Origin of the sequence: Ferrovibrio sp. (assembly GCF_029255545.1) — a bacterium.
Taxonomy (GTDB): domain Bacteria; phylum Pseudomonadota; class Alphaproteobacteria; order Ferrovibrionales; family Ferrovibrionaceae; genus Ferrovibrio.
In genome coordinates this window covers 3,392-20,864 of sequence record NZ_JANLJJ010000039.1, presented here as the reverse complement: position 1 = coordinate 20,864, position 17,473 = coordinate 3,392, and the positions used below count along the sequence as shown (strand labels likewise).

Annotated in this window: 18 protein-coding genes and 1 pseudogene; 9 read left to right on the top strand and 10 right to left on the bottom strand. The window is 65.2% G+C overall.

The annotated features are described in order from the left end of the window. A partial coding sequence (locus Q1J79_RS07735; protein ID WP_367182968.1) for a GAF domain-containing protein occupies nucleotides 1-299 on the bottom strand: 299 nt, incomplete at its 3' end. Between the two features lie 84 nt (nucleotides 300-383). Beyond that, a complete protein-coding gene (locus tag Q1J79_RS07730; RefSeq protein WP_300298882.1) occupies nucleotides 384-1,604 on the bottom strand; it encodes an aspartate kinase in 1,221 nt (406 codons plus the stop codon). Between the two features lie 154 nt (nucleotides 1,605-1,758). Here Q1J79_RS07730 and ubiG point away from each other — a divergent pair, with 154 nt between their 5' ends. Further along, nucleotides 1,759-2,502: a bifunctional 2-polyprenyl-6-hydroxyphenol methylase/3-demethylubiquinol 3-O-methyltransferase UbiG gene (ubiG, locus tag Q1J79_RS07725; protein WP_300298879.1), complete on the top strand. Its 744-nt coding sequence runs from the start codon at nucleotides 1,759-1,761 to the stop codon at nucleotides 2,500-2,502. 21 nt (nucleotides 2,503-2,523) lie between these two features. Here ubiG and Q1J79_RS07720 read toward each other — a convergent pair whose 3' ends face one another. After that, the gene (locus Q1J79_RS07720) at nucleotides 2,524-2,943 is read right to left on the bottom strand and encodes a DUF1178 family protein (RefSeq protein ID WP_300298876.1); all 420 of its coding nucleotides are present in this window, start codon (nucleotides 2,941-2,943) and stop codon (nucleotides 2,524-2,526) included. Between the two features lie 95 nt (nucleotides 2,944-3,038). Here Q1J79_RS07720 and Q1J79_RS07715 point away from each other — a divergent pair, with 95 nt between their 5' ends. From Q1J79_RS07715 to Q1J79_RS07705, 3 genes are all read left to right on the top strand, one after another. Then, entirely contained in the window at nucleotides 3,039-3,569 is a 531-nt protein-coding gene (locus tag Q1J79_RS07715) for a bifunctional 2-polyprenyl-6-hydroxyphenol methylase/3-demethylubiquinol 3-O-methyltransferase UbiG (protein WP_300298872.1), read from the top strand. Continuing rightward, nucleotides 3,566-4,108 (top strand): GNAT family N-acetyltransferase, encoded by a 543-nt coding sequence (locus tag Q1J79_RS07710; protein ID WP_300298868.1) that lies wholly within the window; start codon nucleotides 3,566-3,568, stop codon nucleotides 4,106-4,108. Before Q1J79_RS07715 ends, Q1J79_RS07710 begins: the two co-directional genes overlap by 4 nt. Nucleotides 4,109-4,201: 93 nt before the next feature. After that, nucleotides 4,202-5,038 carry an inositol monophosphatase family protein gene (locus Q1J79_RS07705; protein ID WP_300298865.1) on the top strand — a complete coding sequence of 279 codons (837 nt, stop codon included), beginning with the start codon at nucleotides 4,202-4,204 and terminating at the stop codon, nucleotides 5,036-5,038. Here Q1J79_RS07705 and Q1J79_RS07700 read toward each other — a convergent pair. Genes Q1J79_RS07700 through Q1J79_RS07690 form a run of 3 tightly spaced genes read right to left on the bottom strand, consistent with a single transcriptional unit; the run spans nucleotide 5,008 to nucleotide 6,947 of the window. After that, the gene (locus tag Q1J79_RS07700) at nucleotides 5,008-5,850 is read right to left on the bottom strand and encodes a carbon-nitrogen hydrolase family protein (protein ID WP_300298862.1); all 843 of its coding nucleotides are present in this window, start codon (nucleotides 5,848-5,850) and stop codon (nucleotides 5,008-5,010) included. The two genes, Q1J79_RS07705 and Q1J79_RS07700, sit on opposite strands and share 31 nt — an antisense overlap. 11 nt (nucleotides 5,851-5,861) lie before the next feature. After that, nucleotides 5,862-6,122 (bottom strand): glutaredoxin 3, encoded by a 261-nt coding sequence (grxC, locus tag Q1J79_RS07695; protein ID WP_300298859.1) that lies wholly within the window; start codon nucleotides 6,120-6,122, stop codon nucleotides 5,862-5,864. A 39-nt stretch (nucleotides 6,123-6,161) separates the two neighbouring features. Then, on the bottom strand, nucleotides 6,162-6,947 hold the full coding sequence (locus Q1J79_RS07690; protein WP_300298856.1) for a ComF family protein: 786 nt from the start codon (nucleotides 6,945-6,947) through the stop codon (nucleotides 6,162-6,164). Between the two features lie 108 nt (nucleotides 6,948-7,055). Here Q1J79_RS07690 and Q1J79_RS07685 point away from each other — a divergent pair, with 108 nt between their 5' ends. The 5 genes from Q1J79_RS07685 to Q1J79_RS07665 all read left to right on the top strand — a co-directional run bounded on the left by Q1J79_RS07685 (nucleotide 7,056) and on the right by Q1J79_RS07665 (nucleotide 12,441). Next, nucleotides 7,056-8,858, top strand: a complete 1,803-nt coding sequence (locus tag Q1J79_RS07685; protein WP_300298853.1) for an acyclic terpene utilization AtuA family protein — start codon at nucleotides 7,056-7,058, stop codon at nucleotides 8,856-8,858. A 52-nt stretch (nucleotides 8,859-8,910) separates the two neighbouring features. Then, nucleotides 8,911-10,002 carry a bifunctional DNA-binding transcriptional regulator/O6-methylguanine-DNA methyltransferase Ada gene (gene ada / locus Q1J79_RS07680; RefSeq protein ID WP_300298851.1) on the top strand — a complete coding sequence of 364 codons (1,092 nt, stop codon included), beginning with the start codon at nucleotides 8,911-8,913 and terminating at the stop codon, nucleotides 10,000-10,002. A gap of 186 nt (nucleotides 10,003-10,188) precedes the next feature. Then, entirely contained in the window at nucleotides 10,189-10,668 is a 480-nt protein-coding gene (locus tag Q1J79_RS07675) for a Dps family protein (RefSeq protein ID WP_300298848.1), read from the top strand. Between the two features lie 150 nt (nucleotides 10,669-10,818). Beyond that, on the top strand, nucleotides 10,819-11,775 hold the full coding sequence (gene msrP, locus Q1J79_RS07670; protein WP_300298845.1) for a protein-methionine-sulfoxide reductase catalytic subunit MsrP: 957 nt from the start codon (nucleotides 10,819-10,821) through the stop codon (nucleotides 11,773-11,775). Between the two features lie 24 nt (nucleotides 11,776-11,799). Next, on the top strand, nucleotides 11,800-12,441 hold the full coding sequence (locus Q1J79_RS07665; RefSeq protein WP_300298842.1) for an HAD family hydrolase: 642 nt from the start codon (nucleotides 11,800-11,802) through the stop codon (nucleotides 12,439-12,441). Between the two features lie 265 nt (nucleotides 12,442-12,706). Here Q1J79_RS07665 and Q1J79_RS07660 read toward each other — a convergent pair whose 3' ends face one another. The 4 genes and pseudogenes from Q1J79_RS07660 to Q1J79_RS07645 all read right to left on the bottom strand — a co-directional run. Then, nucleotides 12,707-14,926 carry an ATP-binding protein gene (locus Q1J79_RS07660; RefSeq protein WP_300298839.1) on the bottom strand — a complete coding sequence of 740 codons (2,220 nt, stop codon included), beginning with the start codon at nucleotides 14,924-14,926 and terminating at the stop codon, nucleotides 12,707-12,709. After that, nucleotides 14,926-15,822 (bottom strand): LysR family transcriptional regulator, encoded by an 897-nt coding sequence (locus Q1J79_RS07655; RefSeq protein ID WP_300298837.1) that lies wholly within the window; start codon nucleotides 15,820-15,822, stop codon nucleotides 14,926-14,928. The genes Q1J79_RS07660 and Q1J79_RS07655 overlap by 1 nt, the downstream gene beginning before the upstream one ends. A gap of 28 nt (nucleotides 15,823-15,850) precedes the next feature. Next, nucleotides 15,851-16,816, bottom strand: coding sequence for a thioredoxin-disulfide reductase (gene trxB / locus Q1J79_RS07650; RefSeq protein WP_300298834.1), 966 nt, complete (start codon nucleotides 16,814-16,816; stop codon nucleotides 15,851-15,853). A gap of 198 nt (nucleotides 16,817-17,014) precedes the next feature. Further along, a pseudogene (locus Q1J79_RS07645) lies at nucleotides 17,015-17,473 on the bottom strand (hypothetical protein); the annotation flags it as partial.

Genomic DNA, 17,473 nt, shown 5'->3' with positions numbered 1-17,473 from the left:
GTCTGCGCATCGGCCAGCATCAGCGGCCTTGCATTGGCGGCGATGTCGCCGACCAGGCCTTCACCCACCTTCAGCCGGGTCTTGTGCACGGCCTCGGGATTCAGACCCTCGGTGGCGTAGAGTTCGAGCTCGTCATTGCGCAGCAGATAGACCGAGCAGACTTCCGCTACCATGTTGGCGGCAATGTTGCGCACGACGCGGCCCAGGCGCTCGTCGACCGTGCCGGCCTCGGCCATCACCTCGCGGAGACGGCGCAGCAGGCCGCGCGGCCCGGGCGGTGGTGCCCGGCCCGGCATCATGGCCGCTCTCCGCTGGCGATTACCGGAGCGGCTGGTCTGGCGTGCCCTCCCCGCATCGGCCCTCCGTCTTCATTCGGCCCGCCTTCATTCGGCATCGAGCCCAAAAGCCGTGTGCAGGGCGCGCACCGCAAGTTCGGTGTAATCGGCGCTGATCAGCACGCTGACCTTGATCTCGGAGGTGGTGATGGCGAGGATATTGATGTTCTTCTCGGCCAGCGCCTTGAACATGATATGCGCCACGCCAGCATGGCTGCGCATGCCGACGCCGACGACCGAGACCTTGATCACGTTCTTGTCCGGCACCAGCTTGGCCCAGCCCAGGCTGCTCTTCTGCTTTTCCAGCAGTTGCACGGCGCGGTCGAGATCGCCGCGGCCCATGGTGAAGGTCAGGTCGGTCTTCTTGCCGTCCTCGGAGATGTTCTGGACGATCATGTCGACATTGATGCCGGCATCCGACAGCGGGCCGAAAATGTTGGCCGCGATGCCCGGCCGATCGGCCACGCCGATCAGGGTGACTTTCGCCTCATCGGCCGAATAGGTGACGCCGGAAACAATCTGCTTTTCCACGATCTCATCCTCATCGACTACGAGCGTACCGGGAAGGTCGGCAAAGCTCGACAGAACCTGGGTCCGCACCCGGTGGTTCATCGCCATTTCCACCGAGCGGGTCTGCAGCACCTTGGCGCCGAGGGAGGCCAGCTCGAGCATCTCCTCGTAGGTGATCTTATCCAGCTTGCGGGCTTTTTTCACGATGCGCGGATCGGCGGTGTAGACCCCATCCACGTCGGTATAGATGTCGCAGCGATCGGCCTTCAGGGCTGCGGCCAAAGCCACCGCCGAAGTATCCGAGCCGCCACGCCCCAGGGTGGCGATGCGCTGGTTCGGGCCGACGCCCTGGAAGCCTGCCACCACCGGCACCACGCCGGCTGCCATGTCTTTCAGCATCGCCGAACCGTCGATCTCCTCGATGCGGGCCCTGCCATGCATGTCGTTGGTGCGGATCGGCACCTGCCAGCCCTGCCACGAACGCGCCTTCACGCCCGCGGCCTGCAGGGCGATCGAGACCAGGCCGGTGGTGACCTGCTCGCCAGCGGCGACCACGGTGTCGTATTCGCGCTGGTCGTGCACCGGGTCGATCTGCTTGCACAGGTCGACCAAGCGGTTGGTCTCGCCCGACATGGCCGAGACGACCACGGCAACCTGGTTGCCCGCCTCGACTTCGCGCTTCACCTTAGCCGCGACATTCTTGATCCGGTCGACCGAGCCGACCGACGTGCCGCCGAATTTCATCACCAAGCGCGCCATGCCGCTCGATCCCGTTTCCCGATCCGTTGTCGATAATTGGCCGGCGGAACTTGCCGGTTTAAAGGCGGGTACTTAATACTCTTGGGGCCCTCCCCAAGGCAAGCCGACCGGGGGGAAAAATACCCGTTTCCGCCCAAGCCTTTGCCGGGATGTCATGACCCAGACCGCCGCCAGCGTCGACCCCGCCGAAATCGAGCGATTCTCCGCCATGGCGGCGGAATGGTGGGACCCGCAGGGCAAGTTTCGTCCCCTGCACAAATTCAATCCGGTGCGACTCGGTTTCATCCGCGACCGGATTGCCGGCCATTTCGGCCGCGACGTCACTGTCGAGGCTCCGCTTTCCGGCCTGCGGCTGCTGGATATCGGCTGCGGCGGGGGCCTTGTGGCCGAGCCGATGGCCCGGCTGGGCGCCAGCGTGGTCGGGGCTGATGCGGCGGAGCGCAACATCGGCGTGGCCCGGGCCCATGCCGCCGAATCCGGGCTGGAGATCGACTACCGCTGCACCAGCGCCGAGGCCCTGGCGGCGGCCGGCGAACGCTTCGACGTGGTGCTGACGCTCGAAGTGGTGGAGCATGTGGCCGACCTGGAGGGCTTCCTCAGCTGCTGCGGCCAGATGGTGAAGCCGGGCGGCCTGCTGATCGCCGCCACGCTGAACCGCACGCTGAAGGCCTATGCGCTGGCCATCGTGGGCGCCGAATACATCCTCGGCTGGCTGCCGCGCGGCACCCATGACTGGAAAAAATTCGTCCAGCCGCATGAACTGGCCGCCGGGCTGCGCCATGCCGGCCTGACCATGCAGGACGTGACCGGCGTGAGCTACGACCCGCTGGCCGACCGCTGGTCGATCAGCCGCGACACCGACGTGAATTACATGATGGTGGCGGTGAAAGACGCCTGAACGGCGTCAGGCATCCTCCTGTCAGGCATCCCCTCTGGGCAGCCAGGGGATCATGGCGACGTCAATCCCCTCCTCGACCAGCTCCTTGGCCTCTTCCTTGCTGGCCTCGCCGTAGATGTTGCGCTTGTCGGTTTCGCCGTAATGGATCTTGCGGGCTTCCTCGGCGAACTGGTCGCCAACGTAATCCGCATTCTTCTCGACATGATCGCGCAGTTCGCCCAACGCCTTCATGGCCATGGCCACCTGCTTGGCCTCGTCTGCGGCGCGTTCGGATTTCGAGCGGGCGATGCGTGGCGCCATCGGCGCCTTGGTGATCTTGCGCGAATTGCAGACCGGGCACACGACCTTGCCGCCCGCCGCCTGCTTGTCGTAGGTGGCGCTGTCATAAAACCACGCCTCGAAGACGTGGTCCTTGCGGCATTTGAGTTCGTACTTGATCATGGGCGTCTGGTCGATTCGGCTTCGGCTCAAGTCCTTCATAAGAGGCAATGGTTTATACATGGTGCCGTCACAATGGCGCAACAAGGGGGTAACGGATGGGACAGCCCGCGCCTGACCGTTCGCCACCCTCGCCCTGGATTCAACGGTTCTCACCTCTGGTTGCAGCCGATGCCGGTGTCGTGCTGGATTTGGCCTGCGGCAGCGGCCGCCATGGCCAGTTGTTCCTGACCAAAGGCTCTCTCGTGCTGTTCCTCGACCGCGACCTGAGCGGCGTTGAGGATCTGCGGGGCATGGCCGGTGCTGAACTGCTGCAGGCTGATATCGAGAACGCCCCCTGGCCACTGGACGGCCGCCGCTTCGCCGCCATCGTGGTGACGAACTATCTCTGGCGGCCGCTGTTTCCGCAGATCATTGGCGCTTTGCAGCCCGGGGGCCTGCTGCTGTATGAGACCTTCATGCGCGGCAATGAGCGGTTCGGCAAACCTGCCAGTCCGGATTTCCTGCTGACCGAAAACGAGTTGTTCGAACGCTGTCGCGATGCCTTCGATATCCTGGCCTTCGAGCAGGGCGAGGACAGCGCCCCCAAACCCGCCATGCGCCAACGCATCTGCGCCATCAAACGATGAGCGGCCAGAGGATCGAAACCGAGCGTCTGGTGCTGCGGCGCTTCGCCGGCGGCGACTGGGAAACCCTGGCGCGCTTCTATGCCGACGACACGGTGATGCGCCACATGCTGCCCGGCCGCGGCCTGCCGCGCGCGGAGGCCGCCGAGCGCGCAAAAAGCAACATCCACAATTTCAACGACCACTGGGAGCGGCGCGGCTACGGCGTCTGGGCGGTGGAAGACCGCGCCAGCAGGCGCCTGCTGGGCCAGTGCGGCCTGCGCTGGATCCCCGAGGCCGAGCAGGCCGAATTGCTCTACCTGTTCAACAAGACCGTGTGGGGCCGCGGCCTGGCCACCGAAGCCGGCCAGGCCGCCCTGGGCTATGCCTTCGGGGCAGGCGGGCTGGATACACTGATTGCGCTGACCGCGCCGGACAACAAGGCGTCGCAACGCGTGCTGGGCAAACTGGGCTTTCGCTATGATGGCGAGGCGCCGCTCTGGGAGCGGGTGGTGAGCTGGTTCGCCCTGCCACGCGAGACCTGGAAAACGATGCAAGCCTAAATATCGCAAAATTGCTGTTGGGTTCGTGGTGGAGATCGCGTTACCATCGGCCCGCACCGTCCGTCCCGGCAGCATCGCAGCACAGGTACGGCCATGATCGATCTCGAACACAGACTGACCCACGCCGCCCAGGCGATCCGCGAAGGCGGCAGGCTGGCGCGTGGCTTTTACGACAATCGCGGCGACCTCGTCGTAAAGCTGAAAGGCGTGCAGGATTTCGTCAGCCAGGCGGATTCCGAAACCGAGGACCTGATCACCTCGCGCCTGCTGGCCGCTTTCCCCCATGACGGCATCCTGGGCGAAGAACGCGGCCGGCGCGGCGGCGAGACCGATGCCTTGTGGGTGATTGATCCGATCGACGGCACGGCGAATTTCGTGCGTGGCCTGCCCTACTGGTGCACGGCGATCGCGCTGGTGGTGAAAGACACGGTGGAGCTGGGCCTGATCTATGATGCAATGGCCGACCGGCTGTATACCGCGCGCCGTGGTCACGGCGCCTTCTGCAATGGCAAGCCGATCAGCGTCAGCGACACGCGGCAGTTTGACCACGCCTGCATCGGCATCGGCTATGGTCATGGCGAGGTAGCCGGCCCGCATGCCACGCTGGTGGAACAACTCTTAAGCGCCCATTGCCAGTATCGCCGGCTGGGCAGCGGCCTGCTGCTGCTGGCGCTGGCAGCCGAAGGCGCCACCGACGGATTCTATGAACATCGCATGAAAGCCTGGGACGCCCTGGCTGGCCTGCTGCTGGTGCGCGAGGCCGGCGGGCTCACCTGCGATTACGAAGGGCTGGGCGGCCTGCAGCGTGCCGAGCCGGTGCTGGCACTGACGCCCGCCTTATGGGCACCCTTCACCAAGGCAACGGGGATCGCCCTGCCGCAATTCAGCGAAACGAACGGCTATTCGGCGGCGCGGGCCGGCAGGCTGTAAGCCGGGTCGTGGCGCCAGGCGGGGATTTGCCCCCGCGCCTTGGCCACCTGCGCCAGATCGATCTCGGCCGTTACCACGCCCACGCCATCGCCGGCATCGGCCAGCACGCGGCCCCAGGGATCGATCACCAGCGAATGGCCATAGGTCTGCCGGTTGCCCGGATGGTCGCCCCACATGGCCGGCGCGATCACGAAAGCGCCGGTCTCGATGGCGCGCGCACGCAGCAGAACATGCCAATGCGCCTGCCCGGTGGTGCGGGTGAAGGCGGCGGGGATCGAGATGATGTCGGCGCCGGCCTGGGCCAGGCCACGATAGAGGCCGGGGAAACGCAGATCGTAGCAGATCGACATACCCAGCGTGGCAAAGGGCAGCGGCGCCAGCACGCCTTCACTGCCCGGGGCGATCGAGTTGGACTCGCGGTAGGTTTCGCCCGAGGGCAGATCCACGTCAAAGAGGTGGATCTTGTCGTAACGCGCGGCGATGCCGCCATCGGGCGCCAGCAGATACGAGCGGTTGAAGTTCCGGTTGGCGCCTTCTGGCTTGATCGCCAGCGAGCCGACCAGCAGCCAGGTGTTCAGCTCTTTCGACAGCGCGCGGAAAGCCTGCAAGGCCGGATGGCTGTCCTCGGGCCGGCCGGCCGCCACGCTGGCCGCCGCATTGGCGCCCATGAAACCGGAATTCTCCGGCGTGGCGATCAGATCGGCGCCGGCTTCCCTGGCCTTGCGCACCAGGGCAGAGACATGGGCGATATTCGTGCCCATGTCGTCCCAGATATTGGGCTGAACCAGGCCGACCCTGAATCGCTGCGCCATGCCGTGGCTCCTTACGCCGCCGCCAGCAGCGGATCGAGTTTGCCCTCGCGCTCCAGCGCGTAGAGATCGTCGCAGCCGCCGACATGGGTGCCGTTGATCCATATCTGCGGCACGGTGCGGCGGCCGCCGGCCTTGCTTGTCATCTCGTCACGCCTGGCGGCGTCGTAGGAGACATCGATCTCGTTATAGCTCTGCCCCTTCTTCTCCAGCAGCGCCTTGGCGCGCGCGCAGTAAGGGCACATGAAAGTGGTATAGATTTCGATCTGGGCCATGAGGTCCTCGGCAGAAAAGCCCCTCGCTTTTCAAGGATATTATATGGCGCCCTGCTCGGCCCGAACAACCCGGGCCAGCGTGAGCACCGTCACCGCCGCCGCGCCATTCCGTCGCAGCGCCCGGCTGCAGGCCCCCACCGTGGCCCCGGTGGTCAGCACGTCATCCACCAGCAGCAGGCGTTTGCCTGCCACGTCCCCCTGCCATCGTTCAGAGACCCGGATCGCGCCGGCCAGCACACGGCGGCGTTCGACCCGGCCCAGCCGCCCCAGGCTGCGGGTCGGCTTTGGCCGCTCCAGCAGGTCGAGCCAGACCGGCTTGCCGCCCAGCCGCCCCAGTTCGCGCGCCAGCAGGGCCGACTGGTTGAAGCGCCGCCGCCACAGCCGCCAGCGATGCAGCGGCACCGGCACGATGGCGTCGCAATCCATTACCAGCGCGGCCCCGGCGGTGAACATCATGGCCGCCAGCCCCGGCACCAGATCGGTGCGGTCGGCGCGTTTGAACCGCAACACCAGGTCGCGGCCGCCGCCGGCATAGGTAAAGACCGCCCGGGCCCGATCGAATGGCGGCGCTTCCTTCAGGCAGGTGCCGCAAACCAGGCCAGACGGCACCGGCACGGCATAAGGCGTGCCGCAGACCGGGCAGCAGGGTTCGGCGATGAAGCCCACATCTGGCCAGCAATCGGGACAGAGCCGGCCGGGTTCGTCCACCGTGGCGGTGCAGAGCATGCATTGCGGCGGCAGCAGCGAGTCGACCACGCCGCGCCAGGCGCGCCGGGCGGCACGCAGCGGAAACAGCGACCAGTCGCTTGATGAGGCGTTCAGCATGCGTGATTAAGCGACAATTGACGCGACGGCAGGCGCATACGGGGACATGACGCGCTGCCCGCCGGCCGGTATGGTGGCATAAAAACGCGCCTTAGAGGAAACGGAACCATGAGCGGCAGCAGCGAAAAAACCATCCGCATCGGCGGCGCCTCGGCCTTCTGGGGCGATTCCATGGTGGCCGCGCCGCAGCTGCTGATGCAGGGCGAGGTCGATTACCTGATCTTCGACTACCTGGCCGAGATCACCATGTCGATCATGGCCCGCATGCGCGCGAAAGACCCGGCGCAGGGTTACGCCACCGACTTTGTCGCGGTGACGATGAAACGCCTGCTGCCCGAACTGGCGCGGCGCAAGGTGAAGGTGGTGGCCAATGCCGGCGGCGTGAACCCGGCCGCCTGCGCCGCCGCGATCCGCGCGTTGATTGCCGAGGCCGGCCTGTCGCTGAAGGTGGGCGTGGTGCTGGGCGACGACCTGCTGCCAAAGATCGACGCGCTGAAACCGAAACTGGAGCCGATGCAGCATGGCGCCACCGTGCCGGAGCGCTTCATGTCGGCCAATGCCTATCTAGGCGCGGTGCCGATCGCCGCGGCGCTGAAAGCCGGCGCCGACATCGTGGTGACCGGCCGCTGCGTCGATTCCGCACTCTGCCTTGGGCCCTTGCTGCATGAATTCGGCTGGGACCTGCGGGATTTCGATCGCCTCGCCGCCGGCAGCCTGGCTGGCCATATCATCGAATGCGGCGCCCAGGCGTCGGGCGGCCTGTTCACCGATTGGCGCGACGTGCCGGACTGGGACAATATCGGCTATCCCATCGCCGAGGTGAGCGCCGACGGCAGCTTCGTCGTCACCAAGCCCAAAGCCACCGGCGGCCTGGTCAGCACCGGCACGGTCTCCGAGCAACTGGTCTACGAGATCGGCGATCCGGCCAGCTATCACCTGCCCGACGTGACCTGCGATTTCACCGCCGTAAAAATCGTGCAGGTTGGCGAGAACCGCGTGCGGGTTTCCGGCGCGAAAGGCCGGCCGCCGACGGATCGCTACAAAGTCTCGGCCACCTATCTCGACGGCTTCCGCGCCGTGGCGCATCTCACCATCGGCGGCATCGAGGCGCGCGAAAAGGCCGAGCGCACGGCGGAAGCGATCCTCAGGCGCACACGCCGGCTGTTCGCCATGCTCAATCTTGGCGACTACCGCGCCACTTCGGTAGAGGTGCTGGGAACGGAGGCGATGTATGGCCCACATGCCCAGCCCGGCGCCCTGGCGAGCCGCGAGGTGGTGCTGAAACTCAGCGTCAGCCATGCGGAGAAAACCGCCCTCGACATCTTCGCCCGCGAGATCGCGCCGGCCGGCACATCCTTCTCGCCCGGTACCACCGGCTTCTTCGGCGGACGGCCAACGCCGCAGCCAGTGGTGAAGCTGTTTTCCTGCTTCATCGCCAAGGCCGCCCTGCCCATCGCGCTCGACATGGCCGGTATGGCCGAACCCTTCGATCTGCCCCTGATCAGCGGCGACACTGCCGGCGAACCGGCCGGGCAGCCCGACCTGCGGCCGCTGGATGACAGCCCGCGTCGCGCCGTGCCGCTGATGCGGCTGGCCTGGGCGCGCTCGGGCGACAAAGGCGACGACAGCAATATCGGCATCATTGCCCGCAGGCCGGAATACCTGCCGGCGATCCGCGCGGCGCTGACCGAGGAGGCCGTGCAGCGTTATTTCAGCCATCTGGTCGAAGGTCCGGTCGAGCGCTTCGAATGGCCCGGCATCCATGGCCTGAATTTCCTGCTGCGCCACGCGCTGGGCGGTGGCGGCATCGCCAGCTTGCGCAACGATCCCCAGGGCAAGGCCTATGCCCAGATGCTGCTGGATTACCCCGTGCCGGTGCCGGTGGCGTGGGGGCTTACGGACAGCCAATAGCACCGCAAAAGCCGGATAGCAGGCCGGGCCGGGCAGGATTACCTTCAGCCTCATGAAACAGACATCCCGCCTCTCGCCCGACCTCCGGCCCACCGATGCCGAATTCGCCGCCATCAAAGGCAACGACGCGGCTGCCGATGGCCGCTTCCTCTACGGCGTCAGCACGACGAAAATCTTCTGCCGGCCATCCTGCGTCAGCCGCGCGCCCAAACGCGAGAATGTGCGCATCTTCGCCGATGCCGAAGCCGCGCAATCCGCCGGTTTCCGGCCCTGCAAGCGCTGTCGCCCCGACCAGATGCCGGCCGCCGATGCCCGGCTGGAGCGGGCCCGCAAGCTGATTGACGAGCGGCTTGCGGCCGGCGAGGCGACGCCGACGCTGACCCAGCTTGCCCGCGTGGCCCATATGGGCGCTACGCATCTGCAACGCCGCTTCGCCGCCGCTTACGGCCTGAGCCCACGCGCCTATGCCGAAGCCCAGCGCGTCGCCGCGCTGAAGCATGAACTGCGCCAGGGCAACGGCGTTTCGGATGCGATCTATGGCGCCGGCTTTGGCGCCGCCAGCCGGGTCTATGAGAAGGCCGGCCGCTGGCTCGGCATGACGCCGGCGGCCTATCGTCGCGGCGGCGAGGGCCTGACGCTCACGGTGGCGATCCGCCATACCGCGATGGGGCCAACCCTGGTGGCCGAAAGCCCGCGCGGCATTGCGGCTTTGCTGTTCGGCAGTCAGGAAAAAACCATGCTGGCGGAGCTGCGCGATGAGTTCCCTGCCGCCCGCATCGACCGTGACGACAAGGCCGGCGCGGCCGCCTTTGAAGCCCTGGCCGCGATGCTGGCCGGCAGGCCGGCGCCGAAAGGTTTGCGGCTGGATCTGCGCGGCACGCCCTTCCAGATCCGGGTCTGGACCGCCCTGCAGGCGATTCCGGCCGGCGAGACCCGCAGCTATCGCGAGATCGCCGCCAGCCTCGGCCATCCCAAAGCCTCGCGCGCCGTCGGCTCGGCCTGCGCCAACAACATCATCGGGGTGCTGGTGCCCTGTCATCGCGCCCTGCGCAGCGATGGCGGCCTGGGCGGCTATCGCTGGGGGCTGGAGCGCAAGGAAAAGCTGCTGACCGGCGAGGGCGTGGAACTCGAACCGGCCGAATAGTCCGGCCAAGACCCGCGTTTGCGATAGATCATTGCCGCACCTCCATCATGTTGGTTTCTATGGTTTCAGCCGCAATGCTGCAGGATTCGCATGGCCGGCATGCTGGCGTGCCTTCGCCTTGCCCTTGCAGTTTATTATAATAGTTCTAAGTTTATTGGCGGAACCTGAAGGAAAAGGAGTGGTCCCATGGCTGTGGCTATCGATATCGGCATCCCCGACAAGGAACGCAAGAAAATCGCCGATGGCCTGTCGCGCCTGCTGGCCGATACCTACACGCTTTACCTCAAGACCCATAATTACCACTGGAATGTCGAAGGCCCGATGTTCCAGACCCTGCACACCATGTTCGAGACCCAGTACAACGAGCTGGCGCTGGCCGTCGACCTGATCGCCGAACGCATCCGCGCGCTGGGCCATTATGCGCCGGGCTCCTATGCGCAGTACGCCAAGCTGTCCTCGATCAAGGAGGAAACCGGCGTACCCTCCGCGCAGGACATGATCAAGAATCTGGTGAAGGGTAACGAAGCGGTGAGCAAGACCGCGCGCGAGATGTTCCCCGTGGTCGAGAAATCCTCCGACGAGCCGACCGCCGACCTGCTGACCCAGCGCATGCAGATCCACGAAAAAACCGCCTGGATGCTGCGCAGCCTGCTGGAAAAGAAGTAATCGCCGGAAATCGCCCGGCCCGACCGTAACATTTCGCCCCGTTTCACCGAAGCTTGATTAGAAACCGGCCCGTGAATCATTAGGTTAACGCCTGACGGATCGCGGGCCGGATTTTCAGGCCCTGTACTTGTACTGAACGGAGTGCGCATCATGCTGATCAAGCGACATCGCGGTTGGGAATTGCCGGAGAACCACGCCACTCCCGAGGCCGTATTCCTGAACCGCCGCCAGATTGTCGCCGGTCTGGGCGCGGCTGGTCTTGTCGCGGCCGGCATCCGGCCAGCCCGGGCACAGGCGAGCGGCATCGCCGCCGAACTCTATCCCGCCAAGCGCAACCCGGCCTATACGCTGGATCGTGAGTTGACCGAGGAAAAGGTCGCCACCAGCTACAACAATTTTTATGAATTCGGCACCAGCAAGAACATCGTGCGGCCGGCCCAGGCGCTGACCATCAAACCCTGGCAGGTGAAGATCGACGGCATGGTGGAAAAGGAAATCACCATCGACGCGGAAGACCTGATCCGCAAGATGCCCATCGACGAGCGGCTGTATCGCCATCGCTGCGTCGAGGCCTGGTCGATGGCCGTGCCATGGACCGGTTTTCCGCTGAAAGCCCTGGTCGATTTCGCCAAGCCGCTGTCAGGCGCGAAATACCTGCGCATGGAAACCTTCAAACGGCCCGAGGAAGCCAGCGGCCAGAAGCAGTTCTGGTATCCCTGGCCCTATGTGGAGGGCCTGAGCATCGCCGAGGCGCGCAACGATCTGGCCTATATCGCCACCGGCGTCTATGGCAAACCGATCCCCAAGCAGATGGGGGCGCCGCTGCGTCTGGCGGTGCCGTGGAAATACGGTTTCAAGTCGGTCAAGTCGATCACGCGTTTCAGCTTCACCGACCAGAAGCCGAAAAGTTTCTGGGAGGGCATGGCCGCCGACGAGTATGGCTTCTGGGCCAATGTGAATCCGGCTGTGGCGCATCCGCGCTGGAGCCAGGCCACCGAAGAGGTGATCGGCACCGGCAAACGCGTGCCGACGCTGATATACAATGGCTATGGCGAACAGGTGGCCGAGCTTTACAAGGACATGGCAGGCCAGAAGCTGTTCATGTGAGCCACCTTCGGCTATCCATTCCGGATGGCCTTCGACCTGATCATTTTCGACATGGACGGCACGCTGGTCGACAGTGAGCCGATCGCCAACCGTGTCTTTCACGAAAAACTGGTGCAGCTTGGCCTTGATCCGCGTTTCGACGAGGCCACCCTCGCCGCCGATCTCACGGGCCTGGCGCTTTCAAGCTGCTTTGCCATCGTGCGTGAGCGCTATGGCCTGATGCTGCCCGAAGATTTCGAGACCGACCTGCAAGCGGAAACCTACCAAAGACTGCGCAGCGATCTACGCCCGGTGGCCGGCGTGCCGGATATGCTGCAGCAGATCGGTCGGCCAAAATGCGTCGCCTCCTCCTCCGAACTCGACAAGATCGCCCTAAGCTTGGAGCTGTGCGGCCTGAGTGGCCATTTCGGTCCGCATACCTTCAGCGCCCAGCAGGTGCAGAATGGCAAGCCGCATCCCGACCTGTTCCTGTTCGCTGCCGACCGCATGGGCCACATGCCGAAGGCCTGCGCCGTGGTGGAAGACAGCCTGCCCGGCGCCACCGCTGGAATCCGTGCCGGCATGACGGTGTTTGCCTATCGTCCGGACGGCGACGACGAGGCTTTCGCGGCGATGGGCTGCCGGGTTTTCGACGACATGGCGAGCCTGCCGGCGTTGCTGCGCTAGGCACAAAAAAAAGCCGGCCTGAAATCAGGCCGGCTAAGTCTTAACAGGGAGGCTCCGCGCGAGACGCGCGGAAGGCCGAAACAGCGGGGGAGCTGCAACGGCCGAGTTTCTGGCCGGAGCCAAAAACCGAGAAGATGCTGCGACGCAACATCTGACAGGCACAGATGTAAGCCGTGTTGCTTCGTTTGAGTATCCATCGAATTGTCAAATCAGCTATGCGACTGGCGCATGCCTGCTGGACCGGACGAAATCCTCCGGATTCCAATCAGCTATGCGCCATACCCAGGCTGGGGGGCGGGGGAAAATGCAGCCTTACCATGGTACCGCGGCCCGGTTCGCTCAGGATTTCGAGGCGCCCGCCATGCAATTCGGTCAAGGCCTTGACCAGCGGCAGCCCCAGGCCGGTCCCACGCATCTGCGAAACCAGGGCGGAATCAATCCGACCGAATGGTTCAAGCGCCTTCTCGACATCGGCCGGCGCCATGCCCAGCCCGGTATCCGCCACTTCGACCACGGCACCGCCATCGCCCGTGGCCAGCAGCCGGAACTGTGCCTGGCCGCCGGACGGCGTGTATTTCACGGCGTTCGACAGCAGGTTGACCAGAATCTGCTTGGCCAGCCGCTCGTCGGCATAGAGCGTCGCCCCATCAGGGGCCGGCTCGGCCTGCAGGATCACCATCCGGTCGGCGGCCAGGGGCCGCAGCAGCGTCAGGCAGTCCTGGGCCAGCTTGGCCCATGGCACATGCTCGGCCACCAGTTTCATCTTGCCGGCCTCGACCTTCGACAGGTCGAGGATGTCATCGATCACCGCCAGCAGGTGCCGGCCGGCGGCCAGAATGTCCTGCGCATAACGATCATACTGCGGCACGCCGGACGCGCCGAGCAGCTGCAGCGACATGATCTCGGAGAAGCCTATGATGGCATTGAGCGGCGTGCGCAATTCGTGGCTCATATGGGCGAGGAACTGCGATTTGGCCCGGTTGGCATATTCGGCGTCCTGATGCGCCTTGATCGCGGTCTGGCGCGCCGCTTCCAGCGTTTCGGTGCGTGCCGCCAGCATCTCGGCCTGACTGGCCAGGCTTTCATTGGCCTCGCGCAATTCGCGTTCGCTGCGTTTCAGGGCAGTGATATCGGTGATCAGCGACGCCGTGCCCCCGAATGTGATGCGGAAATCGCGAATCTGCAGCCAGCGCCGGTCGCGGGTATCGTAGAAGATATGCGGCTCGCCGCGCGCGCCGGCAAAAGTGCGCTGCCGGGTGGCAACCCATTCATTGTAATCTGTCCGCACGCCGGCAGCGGCCGGCGCCGGACGGCTGCGCACGGAAGCCAGGCAGATATCGTCGTGGGACGCGCCGGGAATATCCGCCATCGACATGCCGGCAATCTCGGCATAGGCCTGGTTGCAGATCACCAGCCGGCCATCCGGATCGAACAGGGCCACGCCATCCGGCACGACGTCGAGGGCGTCGCTCAGATGCTGTTCGGCCGCCCGCAGCTTTTCTTCCGAGGATTTGCGGTCGGTGATGTCGTTCACCACCACCAACGCGGCATCCTGTTCGGCATATTGCATCGGCACGGCAGCCACGGTGGCCCAGATCGCCTTGCCCTGGGCGGTGGCGATCTGCAGCTCCTCGTCCGGGCGGGCGGGATGCGGGCCGAAAATCCGGTCGCGATGGGCCGGATCGAGCACATACCGCGGCATTGCCGCGCCAGAACCGCTGTCGTCGATGCCAAACAGCTCGGCAGCGCGGCGGTTGCTGTACAGAAAAGCGCCATCCTGCCGCCGGCTGACCACAATGGGGAACGGCGCCGCATCCAGAATTGAACGCAAGCGGTTCTGCGCCGCCTCGGCATCGGCGCTGACCCGGGTGCGATCCTGCAACATGCCGCGCAGGCGTTCGACCATTTCGCTGCTGCGCCGGTAATAACGGTTGAACCGATAGGCAAAGCCGAGCAGCAGCAGGATCAGCACGAGGCCGGCGCCGCCGAGCAGACGGCTGTTCGGCGTCGAATCCAGCAGCAGCAGCATGACGCCCGGCAGAGCGGACAACAGGACGACAGTGGCCGAGGCCGTGAATTGCACCGCCACCGTCAGGCTGACCGAGACGATCATGCCGACCAGGCACATCAGCGCCAGCAAGGGGGCAGGCTCATGCGGCAGCGTGGTGATCGCGGCGGCCATGGCGCCCAGCACGGCGCCGTTGAGGGCATAGCTGGCGATCAGCCGCCAGCGCCAGGCTATCGCATTCTGCCGCCGTTCGCGGTTGGTGAGGAAGCTGCGATGGGCGAAATACTGCAGTGCGACGACCAGCAGGGTGCCGCCGACATAAGCCATGCGCCAGAGCGGTTCGAGATAGCCGTCGAGCAGGAAGGCGACGAACAGGGCCACCACGGCCTGTGCCGCCATGTCAAATGGCCGGCGGATCCGGACCAGTAATTCGTTGCGGCGCGCGATACCACTCAGACTGTCGACCCGCCAGATCATCAGTAACGCCAGTCCGCCACCTTCCGCAGCAGGAAGTCGCGGAACACGGCAAGCCGCTTGGTATTGCGCAGCTCTTCCGGATAGACCAGATAGGTATCGAAGCTGGGCCCATCGATGTTGGGCATCACCCGAACGACGCGCGGATTGCCTTCCACCATGTAATCCGGCAAGGCCGCGACGCCCAGACCGCTGGCCATCGACTGCATCACGCCATAGACGTTGTTCACCGTCAGGATCGGCTCGCGCGGTGTGAGCGGGTCGCCGGCATGCAGCAGCCAGTTGATATTGTTGAAATGCGCCGGCGCTTCCTCGCCATAGACAATCAGGTGATGGCGATCGAGGTCCTCGATGGTCTGCGGCGTGCCATGCCGCGTCACATAATCGACCGCGGCATAGACATGGTTATGCACGGTCAGCAGCTTGCGGTAGACCAGATCGGCCTGGGTGGGCTTCCACATGCGGATCGCCACATCGGCCTCGCGCATGGAGAGGTCAAGCTCGCGGTCATCCACCACCATCTCGATGCGGATATCGGGATAGAGGTCCATGAATTCCTTCAGCCGCGGCGCCAGCCAGACGGTGCCGAAGGCCACCGTGGTGGTGACGCAAAGCTCGCCCGACGGCTTGTCCTTGGCATCGGCGATCATCGCCGCGGTGACAGCCAGGCGGGCAAAAATCTCGCGCGCCGTGCGATAGAGCAATTCGCCCTGCTCGGTCAGGATCAGCCCGCGCGCATGGCGATGGAACAGCGTGGCATTCAGCTGCGTTTCCAGCGCGCCGATCTGCCGGCTGACGGCCGACTGGCTCAGGCCCAGCGATTCGCCGGCATGGGTCAGGCTGCCGGCTTCGGCAACGGCGTGGAAAATGCGCAGCTTGTCCCAGTCAAGCGCCGACATATACCCCCCAGAAAATCGCATGCCCCGGTCAATCGGCGGCTTCAGCGGCCGGTTGAGCGTGGTGTGCGATGAATTTCTCCGCCTCCAGCGCCGCCATGCAGCCGGTGCCGGCCGCCGTCACGGCCTGGCGGTAAATCTTGTCCTGCACGTCGCCGCAGGCGAACACGCCGGCCACAGTGGTCTGCGTCGTGCCGGGCTTTGTCGTCAGATAGCCTTCCGCGTCCAGCGGCAGTTGGCCCTTGAACAGCTCGGTATTCGGCGTGTGGCCGATGGCGATGAACACGCCGTCGGTGGCGATCTCCTGCGTCGCACCGGTCTGGGCATTTTTAAGCCGCACGGCGGTGACGCCCTGGCCCTCGGCGCCGAGGATTTCATCCACCACATGGTCCCAGACCACGGTGATCTTGGGATGGGCGAACAGGCGCTCCTGCAGGATTTTCTCGGCGCGCAGCGTGTCGCGGCGATGCACCAGCACCACCTCGCTGGCGTGGTTGGTCAGATACAGCGCTTCTTCCACCGCCGTGTTGCCGCCGCCGACCACGACAACCTTCTTGCCGCGATAGAAGAAACCGTCGCAGGTGGCGCAGGCCGAAACGCCGAAACCCTGGAAGCTCTGCTCGCTGGGCAGACCGAGCCATCGCGCCTGGGCGCCGGTGGCGATGATCAGCGTGTCGCCGATATAGGTGTCGCCGGAATCGCCCTTGGCCACGAAGGGGCGTTTGGAGAGATCGACCGACACGATGTAGTCGTTGAGGATGGTGGTGCCGACATGTTTGGCCTGCGCCTCCATCTGCTCCATCAGCCACGGGCCCTGGATGACCGAGGCGAAGCCCGGATAGTTTTCCACGTCGGTGGTGATGGTGAGCTGGCCGCCCGGCTGCAGGCCATGCACCATGATGGGCGCGAGCGAGGCGCGGGCGGCATAGATCGCCGCGGTGCAGCCGGCGGGGCCGGAGCCGAGGATGAGAACCTTGGTGCGGTGGGTGGTGGCCATGATCGTGACTCCGGACGCGGGCGTAAGACGCTGAAATCGGGCTTTTTGCGATTATGACAGCGGCCGTCGCCGCCGCCAAGGGAAAGACCCGGAAACGCGGCAGACATGGCTTTTCCCGGCGCCGGATGTGACGCCCCGATGACAGCCTGCCAGCGACTCGCGACCTGATATAGGGCGGCCGCGGCTGCCCGGCAGGCGTCAGAAGCCGAACATGTGATCGATGCAGAAACTGCTCTGGCCGTTCTGCAGGCCATGGAAGCCGAACAGGCGGCAACTGGTGTCGCGCACCTGCACCCAGGCGCCGGCGCCGGCTTTTTCCAGATCGGCGGCGGCAAACACCTCGGAGACGCGGAAGAAGCGCGAGCCGCCATAGCTGATCGGCAACGGCGTTTCCGCCACCTTCCCGGCCTGGGCATTGAACAGGATCAGCATGGTCTGCGACGCGGCCTGGCCATAGGCCTCCTGGGGCAGCGAGGCCGGATAGACCAGATGGCAGATGGTGTCGAACGGCGCCGCGCCCATGCGCAGGAACAGCCGCGTGGTCAGGCCCGGCGGCCGGTGCGTGTAGCTCTGCGGCTCGTCGCGATAGGTGATCGGCATGTTGTAGATATGCGCGCCGAAGATCGTCTCGGCGGCATGGCCCGAGCCGCGCTGCTC